The 19,528-nt window shown below is 29.0% G+C and carries 19 protein-coding genes; 8 read left to right on the top strand and 11 right to left on the bottom strand.

The features are described 5' to 3' along the window. Positions 1–7: 7 nt before the first annotated feature. Genes uvrB through greA form a run of 5 tightly spaced genes read right to left on the bottom strand, consistent with a single transcriptional unit; the run spans position 8 to position 4,727 of the window. Complete coding sequence (gene uvrB, locus BT997_RS08300) at positions 8–1,981, bottom strand: excinuclease ABC subunit UvrB (protein WP_072681133.1); 1,974 nt, start codon at positions 1,979–1,981, stop codon at positions 8–10. Between the two features lie 11 nt (positions 1,982–1,992). Then, entirely contained in the window at positions 1,993–2,556 is a 564-nt protein-coding gene (locus tag BT997_RS08305) for a hypothetical protein (protein ID WP_072681135.1), read from the bottom strand. Beyond that, the gene (locus BT997_RS08310) at positions 2,553–3,248 is read right to left on the bottom strand and encodes a UDP-2,3-diacylglucosamine diphosphatase (RefSeq protein ID WP_072681137.1); all 696 of its coding nucleotides are present in this window, start codon (positions 3,246–3,248) and stop codon (positions 2,553–2,555) included. Before BT997_RS08310 ends, BT997_RS08305 begins: the two co-directional genes overlap by 4 nt. Next, on the bottom strand, positions 3,238–4,242 hold the full coding sequence (gene argC / locus BT997_RS08315; RefSeq protein ID WP_072681139.1) for an N-acetyl-gamma-glutamyl-phosphate reductase: 1,005 nt from the start codon (positions 4,240–4,242) through the stop codon (positions 3,238–3,240). The genes BT997_RS08310 and argC overlap by 11 nt, the downstream gene beginning before the upstream one ends. Continuing rightward, the gene (gene greA / locus BT997_RS08320; RefSeq protein ID WP_072681141.1) at positions 4,242–4,727 is read right to left on the bottom strand and encodes a transcription elongation factor GreA; all 486 of its coding nucleotides are present in this window, start codon (positions 4,725–4,727) and stop codon (positions 4,242–4,244) included. Before greA ends, argC begins: the two co-directional genes overlap by 1 nt. A 77-nt stretch (positions 4,728–4,804) precedes the next feature. On the opposite strand from greA, the gene BT997_RS08325 reads away from it, so the two are divergent. Continuing rightward, the gene (locus tag BT997_RS08325) at positions 4,805–5,455 is read left to right on the top strand and encodes a ThiF family adenylyltransferase (RefSeq protein ID WP_072681142.1); all 651 of its coding nucleotides are present in this window, start codon (positions 4,805–4,807) and stop codon (positions 5,453–5,455) included. 71 nt (positions 5,456–5,526) lie between these two features. Next, complete coding sequence (locus BT997_RS08330; RefSeq protein WP_072681143.1) at positions 5,527–6,429, top strand: chemotaxis protein CheV; 903 nt, start codon at positions 5,527–5,529, stop codon at positions 6,427–6,429. Between the two features lie 53 nt (positions 6,430–6,482). On the opposite strand, the gene argH is transcribed toward BT997_RS08330, so the two are convergent. The 6 genes from argH to BT997_RS08360 form a co-directional block, all read right to left on the bottom strand. Continuing rightward, a complete protein-coding gene (gene argH, locus BT997_RS08335) occupies positions 6,483–7,868 on the bottom strand; it encodes an argininosuccinate lyase (RefSeq protein ID WP_072681145.1) in 1,386 nt (461 codons plus the stop codon). Positions 7,869–7,939: 71 nt separating this feature from the next. Beyond that, complete coding sequence (locus BT997_RS08340; RefSeq protein WP_072681147.1) at positions 7,940–9,220, bottom strand: hypothetical protein; 1,281 nt, start codon at positions 9,218–9,220, stop codon at positions 7,940–7,942. Between the two features lie 3 nt (positions 9,221–9,223). Beyond that, the gene (locus BT997_RS08345) at positions 9,224–9,670 is read right to left on the bottom strand and encodes a hemerythrin domain-containing protein (RefSeq protein WP_072681149.1); all 447 of its coding nucleotides are present in this window, start codon (positions 9,668–9,670) and stop codon (positions 9,224–9,226) included. A gap of 110 nt (positions 9,671–9,780) precedes the next feature. Then, on the bottom strand, positions 9,781–10,506 hold the full coding sequence (locus BT997_RS08350; RefSeq protein WP_072681150.1) for a GntR family transcriptional regulator: 726 nt from the start codon (positions 10,504–10,506) through the stop codon (positions 9,781–9,783). A gap of 96 nt (positions 10,507–10,602) precedes the next feature. Beyond that, on the bottom strand, positions 10,603–11,334 hold the full coding sequence (locus BT997_RS08355) for a GntR family transcriptional regulator (protein WP_072681152.1): 732 nt from the start codon (positions 11,332–11,334) through the stop codon (positions 10,603–10,605). Positions 11,335–11,507: 173 nt separating this feature from the next. Beyond that, entirely contained in the window at positions 11,508–13,070 is a 1,563-nt protein-coding gene (locus BT997_RS08360) for a glycerol-3-phosphate dehydrogenase/oxidase (protein WP_072681154.1), read from the bottom strand. A 465-nt stretch (positions 13,071–13,535) separates the two neighbouring features. On the opposite strand from BT997_RS08360, the gene BT997_RS08365 reads away from it, so the two are divergent. The 6 genes from BT997_RS08365 to BT997_RS08390 all read left to right on the top strand — a co-directional run bounded on the left by BT997_RS08365 (position 13,536) and on the right by BT997_RS08390 (position 19,477). Further along, positions 13,536–14,624: an ABC transporter ATP-binding protein gene (locus BT997_RS08365; protein ID WP_072681156.1), complete on the top strand. Its 1,089-nt coding sequence runs from the start codon at positions 13,536–13,538 to the stop codon at positions 14,622–14,624. A gap of 14 nt (positions 14,625–14,638) precedes the next feature. Continuing rightward, positions 14,639–15,715: an ABC transporter ATP-binding protein gene (locus BT997_RS08370; RefSeq protein ID WP_072681158.1), complete on the top strand. Its 1,077-nt coding sequence runs from the start codon at positions 14,639–14,641 to the stop codon at positions 15,713–15,715. Beyond that, positions 15,712–16,581: a carbohydrate ABC transporter permease gene (locus BT997_RS08375; protein WP_072681160.1), complete on the top strand. Its 870-nt coding sequence runs from the start codon at positions 15,712–15,714 to the stop codon at positions 16,579–16,581. The genes BT997_RS08370 and BT997_RS08375 overlap by 4 nt, the downstream gene beginning before the upstream one ends. A gap of 2 nt (positions 16,582–16,583) precedes the next feature. Continuing rightward, positions 16,584–17,411 (top strand): carbohydrate ABC transporter permease, encoded by an 828-nt coding sequence (locus BT997_RS08380; RefSeq protein WP_072681162.1) that lies wholly within the window; start codon positions 16,584–16,586, stop codon positions 17,409–17,411. 11 nt (positions 17,412–17,422) lie between these two features. Beyond that, positions 17,423–17,701 (top strand): DUF2160 domain-containing protein, encoded by a 279-nt coding sequence (locus BT997_RS08385; RefSeq protein ID WP_072681164.1) that lies wholly within the window; start codon positions 17,423–17,425, stop codon positions 17,699–17,701. 72 nt (positions 17,702–17,773) lie between these two features. Further along, positions 17,774–19,477 carry an ABC transporter substrate-binding protein gene (locus BT997_RS08390; RefSeq protein WP_083568599.1) on the top strand — a complete coding sequence of 568 codons (1,704 nt, stop codon included), beginning with the start codon at positions 17,774–17,776 and terminating at the stop codon, positions 19,475–19,477. Positions 19,478–19,528: the final 51 nt, after the last annotated feature.

The raw sequence follows: 19,528 nt of genomic DNA on the forward strand, positions 1-19,528 counted from the left end.
AAAATTTTTACAACTTTTTCAATTTCTCAATCTCATCACGAAGTCTAATTGCTTCTTCAAAATGTAAATCTTTAGCAGCTTTTGTCATCTGTTTATTCAACTCAATTAACATTTTTTTACGTTCTGCAGCTGGCATTTTTTGCATTTTATCTCTTTTCCAAGCTACATCATCATACTCTTCCATCTTAAGGTTTTCATCAAGTGTTCTTTTTGTACTTTTTGGAGTAATTCCATTTTCTTTATTATGTGCTTCTTGGATTGCTCTTCTTTTATTTGTTAAATCAATTGCATACTGCATCGAGTCTGTTACTCTTTTTGCAAATAAGATTACTTTTCCATTTTCATTTCTTGCAGCCCTACCCATAGTTTGAACTAAAGATGTACGAGACCTTAAAAATCCTTCTTTATCTGCATCTAATATAGCCACTAAAGAAGTTTCTGGAATATCAAGACCTTCTCTAAGTAAGTTGATTCCAACAAGTACATCAAACTCCCCTAGTCTAAGCTCACGAATAATCTGATTTCTTTCGATTGCATCAATATCACTATGCATATATTTTACTTTTATTCCCAAGTCAGAATAATAAGTAGTAAGTTCTTCTGCCATCTTTTTAGTTAATACTGTTACAAGAACTCTTTCGTTTTTTACAGTAACTTTTTTTATCTCATCATGAAGTTTTTCAACTTGAAATTCTGAATCCATTATCTCAATAGTTGGGTCAAGTAATCCAGTTGGTCGTATAACTTGCCTTGCAACTACATCACTTTTTTCTATCTCTAAATCAGCTGGTGTTGCACTTACAAAAAGATAGTGAGGAGATTTATTTATAAACTCGTCAAACATCAAAGGTCTATTGTCTAAAGCACTTGGAAGTCTAAATCCATAATCAACTAAAACTTCTTTTCTACTTCTATCTGCTGCATGCATTCCTCTAAATTGAGGAAGTGATACATGAGATTCATCAACAATAAGTAAAAAATTTTTTCCAATTTGTTCAAAATAATTTACCATAGAGTAAGGAGTTTCACCAGGTTTCAATCCAGTTAAATGTCGTGCATAGTTTTCAATTCCTTTACACATACCTGTACTTTCTATCATCTCTAAATCAAACTCTACTCTTTGTTTTAATCTTTGATATTCTACTCTTCTATCTTCTTCTTCATAATATTTTAATCTATCATCAAGCTCTTCTTCAATCTGCTTTACAGCACGTCCTAAATTTTCACTTGTTACAACAAAAGGATTTACAGAGTAAATAATAGCTTCTTCTAAATCTTTATGTTTTTCATTTGTAAGATATTCATGTTTAGAAATTGATTCAACCTCATCACCAAAAAACTCAACTCTAATAAACTCATCTTCATAATAAGCAGGGAAAATATCTATTACATCACCATTTACTCTAAAGTCTGCCCTATCAAAAAAACTATCATTTCTTTTATAGCCCATCTCAACAAGTTTAAGTAAAAGTTCTCTTTGCGAGTATTCAAATCCTACTTCAATTCTTTGAACCATTGCTTTGTATTCTTCTGGATTACCAAGACCATAGTTAGCTGATACAGAAGCAATAACAATAACATCATCAAAAGAGAGTAAAGAAGCAGTGGCACTAAGTCTTAACCTTTCAAGCTCACTATTTATAGAAGAATCTTTTTCAATAAACAGATCTGTTCTAGGAATATATGCTTCAGGTTGATAGTAATCATAGTATGAAATAAAATATTCAACATGATTGTTTGGAAAGAATTGTCTAAATTCAGAATACAACTGTGCAGCTAGTGTTTTATTATGAGTCATAATAAGTGTTGGCATTTGAGTTTTTTCAATAACTTTTGCCATAGTATAGGTTTTACCTGAACCTGTAACACCTTCTAATGTAGTATATTTATTACCATTAAGAATTGATTCACTTATGTCTTTGATTGCATTTGGTTGATCACCAGCTGGTTCATATTCACTATTTACTTTGAATTTAGAGATAAACTATCCTTTTATTTTTTATAATTTTTATAATTTGCTAAGAAATAAAACATAATAGAGACATCTCTATTTGTCCAAATGTGTTCTTTACATAGATTATCTTTTGTATCTTCTATATTTACATAATTATCATATTTTTTCACTACACTTCTCATGAAGCTTTTCATGTCATTTTCACTTGAATTCAATAAAAAAGGATGAAAGATATCTTCGTGATTTGGTATAAAAAACTCTTCGTTTTTTTTATATAACATTAGAAGAAAAGATATTTGCCATGTATGCCACTCTTTTTTATCTAATTCATTTATATCCATAGATTTATAATCAAATATCTTGTAAGCCTCATATACTTTTCTAACTATATTTAAAAGTTCAGTTTTAGATAACTTTTCTATTTTTGGAGGTAAAAAAAGTCCAAGAATATTTGGCATAGGGACATTTTCTATGACTTTTTCTTTTTTAACTGTCTGTTCAACACTTGGTGTTTTTTTATTTAAAAGCATTATTACAACTGCTATTAGTAATATTACTAAAACAAGTAATACAAAAATCATAGTTATACTAAAACTATTCATAGATTTTCTCCTTCAAAATCTTCTTTTAAAACTATATATTTTTTATCACAAAATAGTGATGGAATATTTATATATTGTTGATTATTTAAACTAAATTCTTTTCCTTGATGGAAATGACCTTCTACAATTATATCACTTTTGTAGTTATTTATTCTTTTTTTAGCAAAACTATCAAAGTCTTTCATCTTTGAACAAATATTTTTCTTTATAAGAGAATAATAAATTTTTTTAGAAATAAAACCATTAAAATCTATTAAGTTTAGAAAAACTAATAAAGCATGATTTCTAATAACTTTACAATATAAATTATAATGCCAAGGAGTAAAATTATCGCCATGGGATAAAGATACACTTTTACCATTATACTGCGCATTTAAAGGTTGTTTTTCTCTTTTTACTACTAATACTTTCTGAAAAAGTGAATCCATGTTATAATCATGATTACCTTCTAAATATATTATTTGTATCTGATGTGATAATTCATTTATAATATCAATAAGTTCTTGATTTCTTTTTATAAAATATTTGCTTTCAGCAGATATAAAATCAAACATATCACCCATCAAAAAAAGCTGAGTTGTTTTAATCTCTTTATTTCGTAACTTTTTTAAAAAAATTAAAAACTCAGGTCTTCTTTCATTGTAATGAGAATCAGCTACAAATATAGCTCCATGGTCAATACTAAGGAACATAGGCTATCTTAGAAATCCCTTCACCTTCATCATAACCACACATGATATTTGCATTTACAACAGCTTGAGAAGAAGCTCCTCTTAGAAGGTTATCAATTGAAGAATTAATAAATAATGCTTTACCATTTCTAGCTACAAAAATATCACAAAAGTTTGTTCCAGCAGTTGATTTTAAATCCACAGGAGTTTTTCGAACTCTAACGAATTCACTATTTTCGTAAGTGTTTTCTAATATTTTTTCAACATCAATTTCATCTTTTAATGTTGCATATACTGAAACTAACATACCTCGTGTAACTGGTAGTAAATGAGGGACAAAATTTATTTGAAAATCTTTATTCTTAATTAATTTTACTTTCTCTTCAATTTCTGGCATATGTCTGTGTTTAAAAGGATTGTAGGCATGAGTATTTTCATTTAAATTTACAAAATGAGCTACTTCACTAAGTTTCTTTCCTGCTCCACTAACACCAGATTTTGCATCAATAAAAATTGGTGTTCCTTCTTGAATAAAATCTACAAAAGGTAAAAGTGCTAAAAGTGATGCTGTTGGGTAACAACCTGGATTTGCAACAAGTTTTGCATTTTTTAAATCATCTTTATAAAACTCTGGTAATCCATATACAGAATCTTCTATATGTTCTTTATCTTCATGTGGACAATAATGTTCTTCATAAGTATCAAGTTCAAGTCTATAATCTGCAGATAAATCAACTACTTTTACATTAAGCTCTAATAACTCTTTTGCAAAATACATTGATGTTTTATGTGGAAGTGCTAAAAATGCCAAATCAGCTACTTGTGATACTTCTTTTGCATTTGCTTTACTTACTTCTATATTTATAACATCTTGTAAACAAGGATGTAACTCTTGAACATTCTGCTCACCTGTCGAGTTTGCTATATATGTAATATTAAATTTTGGGTGAGTTATCAATATTTTTATTAATTCTAATCCAGTATAACCACTAGCTCCAATAATTGCTACATTCATTATAATTCAAGCTCCTTGTATCCTACAGATAATACTTCAAAAGTTTTTTGACCACCAGGAAGGGTTGCAGTAATTTCATCACCTTCTTCTTTTCCTAAAAGTTGTTTTGCTAAAGGAGAGTTAAAAGAGATCAGACCTTTTTCTGCACTTGATTCTACTCCACCTACAATAGAGTACTTGAATTCTTCATCAGTATCACAATCAACAAGCTCAACAGTAGAACCAAAACTAACTTTATCATGAGGAAGTGTTTCTGGATCTATAATAACTGCTTTGCTAATAACTGCTCCTAATTCTGCAATTTGAACATCAATTAAAGCTAATTTTTCTTTTGCAGCATGATATTCTGCATTTTCTTTTAAATCACCTAATTGTCTCGCTTCATCTAATGCAATTACAGTTTCAGGTCTTTCCTTACTTTTTAAAAAATCTAAATCATTTGTTATTTTTTCATATCCTACTCGTGTCATTGGCTCTTTATCCATAGAAAGCCTCCTAATATATAAATTTATTTTTTGTTAAATATTTGATATAATACCGAAATTTTAATAAAAGAGTATAAATGCAGAGATATGATAGAACTATAAAACTTTTTGGTGAAGAAAATTTTAATACCTTCAAAAATACAAAACTAATACTACTTGGAGTGGGAGGAGTAGGAAGTTTTGCCCTTGATTCACTTTATAATACAGGGATTACAGATATAACAATTGTTGACTTTGATACTTACGAAGAGTCAAATATGAATAGACAATTAGGTAGTCATGGAAATATCGACAGAATAAAAGTAGAAACATTAAAAGAAAAGTATCCAGAAGTTACTCCTATAAATGTAAAAATAACACCTGAATGGATTGATAACTTTGATTTTTCATCATATGATTATATTTTAGATGCGATTGATGATATAAAACCAAAAGTTCATTTAATTAACAAGTTTTATACAAAAGTTATTACAACAAGTGGTAGTGCAAAAAGAATAGATCCTAGCAAGATTGAATATAAATCAATTTGGGAAACATTCAATGACCCATTTATAAGAAAAATAAGATATGAACTTAAAAAGATTGGATTTAAGAAGAAGTTTAAAGTTGTATTCTCAAGTGAAGAACCAAAGTGCCTTGAAAAAGGAAGTTTTGAGGCAGTAACTGGTTCATTTGGATTTATGATTGCATCAATTACAATCCAAAAAATATTATCGAAAAAGAAATAAAATAATTTTTTAAAGTTAAATATAAGATAAAAAGCAATATAATTTAGCAACAAAGTAAATAAAGGGTATTCATGAGTGGTATTAACAGTGTTGAGCAAATGACTCAAGGCCATCTAAGAAACGTACAACAATTAGCTGTATTCTACACTGGTCATAATAATATTTATGCAATTAATATTGCAAAAGTAAAAGCATTTATAATAACAGAAGAAGTAACAATCAATGATACACCTACTGATACAAAGGTAGTAGCAGGTATTGCAACAATTAGAGGGGAACCTGTAACACTAATTAATCTTGATGCATGGTTAGGTTTACCTACTATGGAAACATCAGAATATAAACTAATAATTTATTGTGAATTCAACCATAAAAAAGTAGGTTTTTTAATTAAAGACATGCTTGATATTGTTGAAAAAACAACTGAAGAATTAAGACATTCAGAAGAAACTAACTCTAAAATTACATATACAACTTACGTAAAAGTTCAAGATAAAGATGAATTATGTACAGTTTTTAATGCAGAACAACTTTTACAAGATTTAGGTTGGGTTGATGATGGAGAAGATACTTTAAATAAATATGTTGAATCACCTTTAAGTACTAAAAAGTTAGTTCTTGCAGCAGAAGATTCTGGTGTAGCAAGAGAAGTATTAAGTAAATTCTTTAAAAAAGCAAAAGTAAACTTTGAAATTTATAATAACGGAGCTCTTCTTTTACAACGAATAGAAGAACTTGGACCAGATGAAATTGCATTAATTATTACAGATATTGAAATGCCTGAGACTGATGGTTTCCAAGTAGCATCTTTTATTAAAACAAATACTGCTTATTCAAATATTCCTGTTGTCGTAAACTCTTCAATGACTACAGATGCAGTAAGAAATAAAATGACTCAAATTGGAGTAGATGGATTTATTGGAAAAACTGATATCCAAGCACTTTACTCTACTGTAAAACAATTCTTAGGATAATAAATTTTAACCTTTAGATAGATGAGAATTAAATTCTCATCTATTTTTTATTTTTACTTTTTTTCTAACCACTCTTCAAAAACTTTTATTTGTTCAACTGTTTGTATTGTAGATGTTCCGCCAAATGAATTTCTTGCATTCATTGAGTTTCTTAAATCTAAATACATAATGATTTCATCATCAATATTTTTTATTTCTTCATTTGATTCTCTGATTTCATCAATAGTAAGTTCTGAAATATCTTTATTCAAAGAGTTTGCTTTTTCCACAACATCTTTTGTAATATAATAAGCTGTTCTAAAAGGCATATTTTGTTTTTGAACTAAAAAATCAGCTAGATCGGTAGCACTTAAATGTCCAATTTTACAAGCATTTTCCATTTTATCTACATTTACAATCATAGTTTTAATAACTTCATTTAAAATTTTCAAAGATATCTCTATAGTTTTAACTGAATCAAAAACACCCTCTTTGTCTTCTTGAGTATCTTTATTATAAGCTAAAGGTAAACCTTTCATAACAGTCAATAAAGAAATAAGATTTCCATAAACTCTACCTGTTTTTCCTCTTAAAAGTTCAGGAACATCAGGGTTCTTCTTTTGTGGCATAATAGATGAAGTTGTAGCATATTCATCACTCATTCTAACAAATTGAAACTCATATGAAGACCATGTTACTAGCTCTTCTGATATTCTACTTATATGCATCATTGAAGTTGAAATATTAAATAAAATTTCTAAAGCAAAGTCTCTGTCTGAAACAGTATCCATTGCATGTGAAGTTGGTGAAATAAAACCAAGCTTCTTAGAAGTACTATCTCTATCAATATTATGTGGCGTTCCAGCTAGTGCAGCACTTCCTAAAGGAGAATAATTGTTTCTTTCATATGAGCTTTCAAATCTTTCAAAGTCTCTTTTAAACATATTTGCATATGCTAACATATGATAACCAAAGTTTAATGGTTGAGCATGTTGTAAATGTGTCATACCGGGAATTAGCGTAGTAGTATGTTTATTTGCAACTTCAATAAATGTACCTACAAGTTCTTTTAGCTGTTCTTTGATACTTAAAGATTTTTCTTGAACATAAAGTCTAAAATCAGTTGCAACTTGATCATTTCTACTTCTTGCAGTATGAAGTCTTTTCCCTGGTTCTCCAATAATCTCAGTTAATCTATTTTCAACTGCCATATGAATATCTTCGTAAGCCAATGAGAATTCAAACTTACCTGTTTCTATTTCTTCTTTAACTTGAAGTAAACCATTTTCTATAGATTTTTGTTCTTCTTTTGTCAATACACCTTGTTCACATAACATTTGAGAATGGGCAATTGAACCTTTAATATCTTGAGAATAAAGTTCTTTATCAAACATAATAGAGGCATTAAACTCATCTAAAATTTGTGCATTTGTATTTTTTAAAATCTGTTCATTAGACATTGATTGCTATCCTTTTTATAATACGCCATAATTTTGGCGTATTATAACACAATAGCTATTAAGAAAATTTATTAAGAAGGCATTTGAAAACTAGACATATCCATTGGGTCAGTTTTTGCTATTTCATTATATTTCTTTAGCGCAAGTATTAAGTTAAATAAAAAAAATAGATTAGAAAATATAAATAATCCTGCTGCAATATAGATAAAAATAGGTGTTAGAAAAAAGGCTAATATAAAAAATACTAAAGAAGACATATACATATAAAACTGTATTCTAATCATATTTTCAACTATTAACTCTCTCATCGTTGGAACAGTAAAATATCCTTTTGATGTTAGATGAAACCAACATAAAAAAGGAATAATTTTATATATCATACCTTGTAATAAAGAAAACAGAAAACCTAAACCAAATAAAATTGATAAAAGATAAGAAACATCCTCTTTTGCAAAGAACCAAACAAATAAACCAATTATCAACATATATAAAGAGGTTTTCCAATAAAGAAGAGTTACATCAAAGATTGGTCTTTTTCTATTATTTAAACTATGAATCCCAAAATATGCAAAAGCAGATATAAAGATTACAAAAGAGAGTTTTACTATAGTTAAATCAAAAGATGCGAACTCAAAAAGAGTATAAACTAAAAGTAAAAATACTATTATAAAAGGTACTCTATTCTCTATAAACTTAGGGAAACTTTTTGCCACGTAAAACATCGGTATTACTTGAAATGCAACTCCCATAATTATCAAGGTTGCAAAACCAAAAATCCCAAATAATATATGAATACTTACAATTGAATAATGTGTTTGACCTATATTATCAGCAATATGAGAACCAGCTAAATGAAGTCCTAATAAAATTGTAATTAATCCTACAACTACAAATATTCTCATAGCTATAACTGTAGAATTTAGAAATTTCACTTTAAATAAAAGTCTAATAGAAACTATAAAAAAAGTTAGAAAAGATAAACCCAAAAGAGCTGTAGCTATCATAAGCAATATTTTTAAATGTAATATAAAATATAATGCAAAAAGAATTGTACCAAGAGTTAAAGTTGTATGAACAGTATTTGCAAATAAAATTGGCTTTTTTATTACTGCACCAGCTAAAACTGGCATCATCTGTTGCATTGCACCAACTATAATCATAGACAAAATACCAAGAGTAAATAAATGCACGATTGCTATAGCTATATCAGAATATCTATTTAGTAAAAGAGAAGCATCATTTGTAAGAATTAACACACCAATAATTATTGCAAAAATTGGTGCTGTTAAAAAAAATCTAAAAGGTACTGATATAGGTGGTGCTTGATCTAGAGAAAGACCTTCGTTAAACATATATTATGCTTTTCCTAAGTCTTTCATTTCACTTACAACTGAAGAAGCGTCTGCACCTAAATGGTTATCTGCCATTCTATATAACATTTGTTCTTCTTTCATATTATGTTGTTGCATAATCATCATCAATGTTTCACTTAAACCAAAAAAATGATCTTTATTTTTATTAGATACATCATCTTTCATTTGAGATATAATTTGTGTCATTTGTTGATGTTCCATTCTCATCATTTGAGTTGGACCTTGTGTCATACCAGTTCTTTCTTCAAATGTAGGAAACATAACTTTTTCTTCCATATCAAAATGATGTTGTAAATCAGTAGTAAATTTTTCAAAAACTTTTTCTACTTCAGCCCAATTTTCACTTGCAACTGAATTCTCTAAATTTGCGAATTCTTCATCACAGTTTCTATGGTCTTGTGTTAAAAATGAACTTATAGTTTCACTCATAATTATTCCTTAGTATTATTTAAATGAATTATACATAAATGTAATTTTTTTTTAATTGATAACAATCAACAAAGAGTAGTTTATTAAACTTTTTAGAAAAATTTTACGTATCAAATATTTGAAAGTTTGTCATTTGAAAGAATGATTTTATGTTTATACATATCTGCTTTAATGACAATATCTGAGTACTCTACAGGTTTATTATTCTTATCAAAAGAGAGTCTATGTAAAGAGAGTAAAGATGCATTTTCTTTTATCCCTAATTTTAAAGATTCTTCTTTTGTAGCATCTTTTGCTTCTACAGTCTCTTCTGCATTATAAAATTCTATTGAATATTCATCTTTTAAAAATGTATACAAAGACTCTATATTAAATTTTTCTTCTAAATTAGGAACACGTTTTAAATCTAAATAATTTCTCATCAAAGCAAATGGCACGCCATTTAATTCCCTAAATCTTTTTATGCATAATAAAGTATCACATTGAAGTAACTCTTTTACATAATGGTCTTCTTCTATTATTTCAAAAGAGATTGATTTTGTTGTTAATTTATGATTTTGTTTTGAAAGTCTTTGAGTTAAAGAACCTATTGAATTTGCATCATAAAGAATTTTTTGTTCTTTTACAAATGTTCCTGAACCTTGTTTTCTTTCAAGAATATTTTCTCTTTCTAAAAGTTCAATTGCTTTTCGTACAGTTATTCTACTTACTTCATACTCTTTTTCAATTTTAAGTTCAGAAGGTAGTAATTCTCCTGGTTCATAATTTTCACTAATATCTTTTTGAAGTTTATTTTTTAATTGTACATAAAGTGGAATACCATTTTTACTAAACAAACACTAAATCCTTAAATTTCTTATATAATAAATTATAAAAATATACTACATCATACAATTTTAAACTGTACTTAAAACCTAGAGAATCAGTAAACTTTATAAATTTGACATTTTATCATTTGATAAAATAATCTTATGTTTATACATATCCGCTTTTATAACTAAATTAGAATATTCTATTGGTTTATTGTTTTTATCATAAGAGAGTCTTTTTAGTGATAAAAGAGGAGAACCTTCTTTAATATTTAATTTTTCTGATTCACTTTCGTTTGCAGCTTTTGCTTCTACTATTTCTTCAGCATTATAGAATTCAATATTGTATTCTTCTTTTAAGAATGCATACAAAGATTCAAGGTTTAGTTTCTTATCAATATCAGGAACAGTATTAACATCAAAATAATTTATCATTAGAGCAAAAGGAACTTCATCTAATAGTCTAGTTCTTCTAATACATAATAACTTATCACAATTTAGCATATCTTTTACAAAATGCTCTTCTTCTTTTTCTATTATTTCAAAAGAAATTGACTTTGTTGTCAATAAATGTTTTTGTTTTGATAATCTTTGAGTTAAAGAACCAATTGAGTTTGCATCATAAAGAATTTTTTGTTCTTGAACATAAGTTCCTTTACCTTGCTTTTTTATAACTACATTATCTTTTTCTAACTCTTCAATAGCTTTTCGTACAGTTATTCTACTAACTTCATATTTCTTTTCTAGTTTACCTTCAGCAGGAATAATATCATTAACTTTATAATTTAATTTTATATCTTCTAACAATTTTTCTTTTAATTGAAGATATAGAGGTATACCATTTTTAGCGAACAAAAGTCAGATCCTTTAATTTATAATAGTTGTAATATTGAAATAGTATCCTACTATCTACTGTACCGTACACATATTACATAATTCAGTTTTAAATTGCACTTAAGATATAAATTCTGGGGTTATTATCTTACTTTAAAAAATTTCAACTCTAATGTTTTACACATATTTTATATCTAAATAGAATTGTTTAACAAAGATAATGCTTCTTCTTTTTCTTTTATTGTTTGTTCCTCACTCCATGAAAGCTCAATTTTCATGATTTGTAAAACTTTTTCTAAAATTTCAATGGAAACTTTTTTATCTATTAAAGCCACATTACATCTTCTTACTAAATAATCCATTGGTTTTTTAACAAACTCTTCATTTATTGTATATATAACTTCGGCATTTGTATAAGGTTCACCCTCTTTTAAATACTCAATTTTTTCCACTGAAGATAGAACTTCATCAATTTTATCTCCATATTGAGATATCAAATATTCATTTGTATTTATGTCAACTTTATTAGAAACATAATTTACATCTAATTTCTTACTTCCAATAAGTTTTAATTTTTTTGTTCTACACTTTTCTTTTTTCATATTTTGCGACTTATAAACAAAATCAACTAATTGCTCAGCCATCTTTCTATAAGTTGTCCATTTACCACCTATAATACTAATAAGACCAGACTTATTTTCTCTAATTTCATGTTCTCTAACTATTGAAGAGGTATCTGCATTTTCATCAGGAGCAACAAGAGGTCTTATCCCACACCACTGTGCTAATATCTCACTCTTATCAATTTTTAAATCAAAATAAATTTCTAGATGTCTTAAAATATACTCTACATCATTTTCCTTTACCTCAGGGTGCGCACTTAAAGTAGTTGGATCATCAGTAGTACCAACAAGACATTTACCCATCCATGGTAAAATAAATAAAACTCTTCCATCTTCAGTTTTTGGTATCATTAAACCTTCTTTAGAAGGAAGATATTTTTTATCTAATATAATATGAATCCCAGAACTTAAATCCAACATTTTTTTTGCTTTTTGTTCATCAAGTTCATTTACTTTATCAGCAAATACACCTGCTGCATTTATGATACTTGTGCCTTCATAAAGTTTCTTTTCATTATTAATCTTATCTAATACTTCAACACCAATTACTTTTTGATTATCATCATATTTAAAAGCAATTACCTCATTGTAGTTTCTACAATCTGCTCCATGCTTTCTTGCTGTTTGTAATAATGAAATAGTTAATCTAGAATCATTAAATGAACCATCATAATATTTAACACCCCCAACTAAACCATCTTTTTTAATCACAGGAAATTTTTTTAACATTTTTGATTTAGAAATTATTCCACTTCGTCCTAATCCTTTTGTACCAGAGACAAAATCATATAAACTTAATCCTACAAACATATAAGGTAGTTCCCACCATTTATATATTGGAGTAATCAATGTTAACTTTGAACATAAGTGAGGTGCATTTTTTAAAAGTCTAGATCTCTCTTTTAATCCTTCTTTTACTAAGTTAAATTGGTCTTTATTTAATTGTTTAACTGCTTTTTCTAAATATCTAACTCCTCCATGTACTAATTTAGTACTTCTAGAGCTAGTACCTTCCGAGAAATCATTCTTTTCTAAAAGTAAAGTTTTTAAACCTCTTGAAGCTGCATCAAGTGCTATACCACTTCCTGTAGCTCCTCCACCAATAATAATAATGTCAAAATTTTTATTTTTCATTAAGTTATCATCCTTATATTATTATTTACATCATAAGGTTATAATGTTATTTAAGTCATTATAATGTTATAACTATAAAAAGAATATTAATTTTTGATAATTTCAATAAATTTCTTATAATTTCTACTGTTTTTTAGCATATTTTTCATAATATATAAAAACTATATTAGTTACAATTTTTAAGTACTTTTTAATTATAAATAACCATAAAGCCCTTAAAATAGGAATGCTATTTTAATGTTACGTTTCTAAAATTAAAAATTTAACCTCTTTTGAATAAAATCCTCCATTATTTTAAGCAAAATTTAAAATTCTATACGTCACTATTAAAGACATCATTATAATGTTATGATGTAAAAACATTAATCAATTTTTTGAATGATATGTATATTTCATATTAGTTTCATGTTTATTTCATGTTTATTGAATATACTTACATATATAAATTTAGAAGGAGTAAACTATATGTCCTTAGAACTCGAAAATGTATCTATGAGTGTAAATGGTCAAACACATATTTATAATACAAACCTAACACTCAAAAAAGGTACAATGAATGTACTTCTTGGTCGAACTTTATCTGGGAAAACAACACTAATGCGTATCATGGCTGGACTTGACGTGCCTACAAGTGGTCGAATCTTGTGGGAAGGTAAAGATGTTACAGGAATGAGAGTACAAGATAGAAAAGTAGCAATGGTTTATCAACAATTTATCAATTATCCTTCTATGAGTGTATATGATAATATTGCAGCTCCTTTACGAATTATGAAAAAAGATGAAACATATATAGATGAAGCAGTTAAAAAGACTGCAAAATTAATGAGATTAGATAAGTTTTTAGATAGAAAACCTCTCGAACTTTCTGGTGGACAACAACAAAGATGTGCATTAGCTCGTTCTTTAGTGAAAGGTTCAGGGCTAGTATTATTAGATGAACCATTAGCAAATCTAGATTATAAATTAAGAGAAGAATTAAGAGAAGAAATTCCTAAAATGTTTGAAGAATCAGGTGCAATTTTTGTATATGCAACAACAGAACCTGAAGAAGCTTTACTACTTGGTGGTAATGTAGCTACACTTTGGGAAGGGAAAATTACACAATTTAATGAAACTGCAAAAGTTTATCACACTCCAAATAATGCAACTACAGCAAAAGTATTTTCAAATCCATCAATGAATTTTCTAGATATAAAAAAAGAAGGCGATTTTATTTATTATGGAAATGGAGAAAAAGCAGCTGCAACAGATGCCTTATCAAAATTAGAAGATGGAAAATATTTAGCAGGGTTTAGACCAAATCATTTAGAACTTACAAAACATACAGATAATGCAATCAAATTTGAAGCTCACTTAGATGTGACAGAAATCACTGGTTCAGAAACTTTTTTACATATGTATCATGACAATGACAATTGGATTGGTTTAGTTCATGGAGTACATAATTTAGAATATAATTCAAATCTATCTGTATATTTAGATACGCGTCATATTTTTATATTTGCAATAGATGGTGAGTTAATAGAAACTGCATCATATGTGCAAGAAAGATAGAAGGAGGAAATAAAATGGCAAAAATAACTCTTTCTAATTTAGGACATAGTTATGGAAAAAACCCAAAAACTTTAGAAGATTATGCACTTCAACCTTTAAATCATGAATGGGATGATGGTGCAGCATACGCACTACTTGGACCATCAGGTTGTGGAAAATCTACTTTATTAAATATCATTTCTGGAATTATAACACCATCAGAAGGAAGTATATTATTTGATGATACTGATGTAACTTTTGCAGATACAACAACTAGAAATATTGCTCAAGTTTTTCAGTTTCCTGTTGTATATGACACAATGACCGTTAGAGAAAATCTTGAATTTCCTCTAAGAAATAGAGGAGCAGACCCTCAATATATTCAACAAAGAGTTGGTTCAATTGCAAGAGCTATAAAAGTTGAAGATATGTTAGATAAAAAAGCAAGAGGTCTTACTGCTGATGCAAAACAAAAAATAAGCCTTGGAAGAGGAATGGTTAGAGAAGATGTTAATGCAATTTTATTTGATGAACCATTAACAGTAATTGATCCACATATGAAATGGGAATTAAGAACTCAATTAAAAGCTTTACATAAAGAACTTAAACATACAATGATTTTTGTTACACATGACCAAACAGAGGCATTAACTTTTGCAGATAAAGTAGTAGTAATGAATCACGGTTGTGTTTTACAAATTGGAACACCAGAAGAGTTATTTGAAAAACCTGCACATACATTTGTTGGATACTTTATTGGCTCACCAGGAATGAATGTTTTTGATGCAAAAGTAGAAGGAAACATTGCAAATTTACAGGGTACTGAAATCAAACTTAGCTCTACTTATAAAAAACTATCTGGAAAAATTGAATTAGGGGTAAGACCTGAATTTATTAAATTATCTGAGGAAGAAGGTATTAAAATTGATATTCTTAGAGTAGAAGATGTTGCACATCATAAAATTGTAAGAGCAAAATACAATAGAAAGAGTGTAAATATCATAGTACCAGAAGATACAAAAATCACACCAAACATGACTTATATGCACTTTGATTTAGATAGAGTAAATGTTTATGCTGATGATTGGTTAGTAGAAGGAGAAAAAGTATGAAAAAAACAGTAAATCAAAAAGCATGGTTTTTAGTACTTCCAGTACTTTTACTTGTAGGTTTTTCTGCTGTTATTCCTTTAATGACAGTTGTTAACTACTCAGTTCAAGATACATTTGGAAACAATGAATTTTTTGCAGTTGGACTAGAATGGTTTGAAGAAATCCTACATTCAGAAAGAATCCATGATGCACTAGGACGTCAAATACTTTTTACATCTATTATTTTAGCAATTGAAATTCCATTAGGTATATTTATTGCTTTACATATGCCTAAAAAAGGCGTATGGGCATCTATTTGTTTAGTACTTGTAGCTTTACCTCTTTTAGTACCTTGGAATGTTGTTGGTACTATTTGGCAAATTTTTGGAAGAACTGATATTGGTTTACTAGGATATACCTTAGCCTCTTTTGGAGTTAATTATAACTATACTCAAAATGTTTTTGATGCATGGGCAACGATTATTATCATGGATGTATGGCATTGGACTTCATTGGTAGTTTTACTTTGTTATGCAGGACTTCAATCAATCCCATCTGCTTATTATCAAGCAGCTAAAATTGACCAAGCTTCAAATTGGGCAGTATTTAGATATATCCAACTTCCTAAGATGATGGGAGTATTATTAATTGCATCACTTTTAAGATTCATGGATAGTTTTATGATTTATACAGAACCAATGGTAGTAACAGGTGGAGGACCAGGAAATGCAACAACTTTTCTTTCTATTGACTTAGTTAAAATGGCAATTGGTCAATTTGATCTTGGGCCTGCTGCAGCATTTTCATTAATATACTTCTTGGTGATACTATTGGCATCTTGGGCATTTTTTACAATTATGACAAATATTGATAAGGAGGAGAATTAATCATGAACACAACAAATAAAAAAGGTTTTTTTAGTAGCAAATCTCCTACTATCATGTTAATTTATATAATATTTTTAATGTTACCAGTTTACTGGTTAGTAAATATGAGTTTAAAAACAAATGAAGAGATATTAGGAACATTTTCACTTTTCCCAAATAACTTAACATTTGATAATTATATAGTTATATTTACCGATCCAACTTGGTATTGGGGATATATAAATTCAATGACTTATGTTGTGATGAATACTATTATTTCTGTAGCAGTTGCACTACCTGCAGCTTATGCATTTTCACGATATACATTTTTAGGAGATAAACATCTATTCTTTTGGTTATTAACTAACAGGATGGCACCACCTGCTGTATTTGCGCTGCCATTCTTTCAACTTTACTCAAGTGTTGGTTTATTTGATACACATATTGCGGTGGCTTTAGCCCATACATTATTCAATATTCCGCTATCGGTTTGGATTTTGGAAGGTTTTATGCGTGGTGTACCAAAAGAAATAGATGAAACAGCATACATTGATGGTTTTAGCTTTTTTGGATTTTTTACAAAAATCTTTACACCATTAATTGCTTCAGGTATTGGTGTTGCAGCATTCTTTTGTTTTATGTTTTCTTGGGTTGAATTACTATTAAGTAGAACATTAACATCAGTAAATGCAAAATCAATAGCAGTAACTATGACGAAAACTGTTTCAGCTTCAGGAGTTGATTGGGGCGTTTTAGCAGCAGCAGGAGTTTTAACACTTGTTCCTGGTGCAATCGTTATATATTTTGTTAGAAATCATATTGCCAAGGGTCTATCTCTTGGTAGAGTTTAAGGAGGTCTAGTATGAATTTATCTTGGATGGCATGGACAAGTGGAACTGCAATATTTTTCATTTGTATCTTCGTTGCCTTAATAATCATGACTATCTGGGCTATTAAATGGCCTCAAGCACCTAGAATGGGTATTCTACGTATTGAGACTACGCCTGGTGACCGACTTTTTCTGAGCCTTTTAGGCTCGGCATTTATATGTCTTGCTTGGTTGGCAATATTTGGTGCTCCAATTTTTGGAGGAATGATTGTTTGTTTTTTTTATGCTTTAGCGGTTTTTCGTTGGGTATAAAAATTTTAGTATAAAAGTCAATTTTAAAGTTGATTTTTACACTAATAGTGACATTAATATAAGGGAAATAAAATGAAAATTAAAAATGGAATTACTACTTCAGTTCTAGCAGGAATGTTAGCCTTAAGTACATCTGCTTTTAGTGCAGCAGATATGAGTAAGTGGATGGATGAATTTCAACCATCTGTATTAACAAAAGCTGAACAAAAAGCCGAACTTAATTGGTTTGAAAAAGCTGCCATGCCTTATAAAGGAATGACTATTAAAGTTGTATCTGAAGGTATTGGAACTCATGTTTATGAGAGTAAAACATTAACAAAAGCATTTTACGATTTAACAGGTATTAAAGTAATTCACGACATTATTGGAGAAGGTGATGTTGTTGAAAAATTACAAACACAAATGCAAACAGGTCAAAATATATATGATGCGTATATCAATGACTCTGATTTAATTGGTACACACTGGAGATATAAACAAGCTAGAGATTTAACAGCTTGGATGGCAGGAGAAGGTAAAGCAGTTACTAACCCAGGGTTAGACTTAAAAGACTTTATTGGTACTTCTTTTACAACAGGTCCTGACGGGAAATTATACCAATTGCCAGACCAACAATTTGCTAACCTTTATTGGTTCAGATACGATTGGTTCACAGACCCAAAAAATATGGCTGATTTTAAAGCAAAATACGGTTATAAACTAGGTGTTCCTGTTAACTGGTCTGCTTATGAAGATATTGCAGAGTTCTTTACAGGTCGTGTTATTGATGGTAAAAAAGTTTATGGACATATGGATTATGGTAAAAAAGATCCATCTTTAGGATGGAGATTTACAGATGCTTGGATGTCTATGGCAGGTATGGGTGACGTTGGTGAGCCAAATGGTCTTCCTGTAGATGAGTGGGGAATTAGAGTAAATGACAAATCTCAACCTGTTGGTTCTTGTGTTGAAAGAGGTGGAGCAACAAACTCTCCTGCTGCTGTTTACGCAATTAACAAATACAATGAGTGGTTAAAAAAATATGCACCACCAAGTGCTGCAGGTATGGTATTCTCTGAAGCAGGACCAGTTCCAGCTCAAGGTGAAATTGCACAACAAATGTTCTGGTATACTGCATTTACAGCAGATATGGTTAAAGAAAAAATTGCTGTAGTAAATGAAGATGGCACTCCAAAATGGAGAATGGCTCCATCACCACATGGTGCTTATTGGACAGAAGGTACAAAAATTGGTTATCAAGATGCTGGTTCTTGGACTTTAATGAAATCAACACCTGTTAAAAATGCTCAAGCTGCTTGGTTATATGCACAGTTTGTTACATCTAAAACAGTTGACTTAAAAAAATCACATGTTGGGTTAACATTCATTAGAGAATCATCTATTAACCATGAATCGTTTACAAAAAGAGCTCCAAAACTTGGTGGACTTATAGAATTCTACAGATCTCCTGCAAGAGTACAATGGTCTCCAACTGGAACAAACGTACCTGATTATCCAAAATTAGCACAATTATGGTGGCAAAATATTGGTGATGCATCTTCTGGAGCAAAAACAGCACAAGAAGCTTTAAACTCACTTTGTAAAGCACAAGAAAAAGTTCTTAAAAGAATTCAAAGAGCTGGTGTTCAAGGGGATATTGGTCCAAAACTTAATAAGAAAAGTGATGCAGAATATTGGTTAAAACAACCAGGTTCTCCAAAAGCTAAATTAGCAAATGAGAAACCAAAACCAATGACTGTTTCTTATGATGAACTAATCAAATCTTGGACAAAATAATATATAAAAAACAAGTAAAAGTTGAGAGAAATTCTCAGCTTTTGCTATACT

This window comes from Arcobacter sp. LA11 (assembly GCF_001895145.1).
Lineage (GTDB): Bacteria > Campylobacterota > Campylobacteria > Campylobacterales > Arcobacteraceae > Halarcobacter.